The organism is Virgibacillus salexigens (assembly GCF_014905415.1).
Lineage (GTDB): Bacteria > Bacillota > Bacilli > Bacillales > Amphibacillaceae > Virgibacillus > Virgibacillus salexigens.
On sequence record NZ_BNEO01000131.1, the window covers coordinates 1 to 307 of the forward strand.

1 protein-coding gene is annotated in these 307 nt (G+C 35.2%); it reads left to right on the forward strand.

Annotated elements, in window-relative coordinates:
* Window positions 1-307 (forward strand): helix-turn-helix domain-containing protein (locus JKP73_RS22550; protein WP_200412026.1); only part of this gene is annotated, 307 nt, incomplete at both ends.

The following is a 307-nucleotide window of genomic DNA, read 5'->3' on the forward strand; positions in this document are numbered from 1 at the left end:
TTGTCACAATTAGAGCATTCCAAAACATCTGCAACATTACTTTCGTTAAAACGAATTTCTGAAGCACTTGGGGTGAATCCAAGCTATTTTTTTTCTTCAGAAACACAAGGTTCCCGTTCGGCAATTACCAGAAATATTGTTGATACGAAAGACCTGACAGAAAATCGATTTATTTATAAAGATCTTTCGGGAGAAATGGAAAACCCTTTGTTTGTACCTAATTTAATAATTTTGAATCCAGGGGATAAACGGGGGAATAATTTTACACATAAAGGTCAGGAATTCCTCTATGTATTAGAAGGCACTC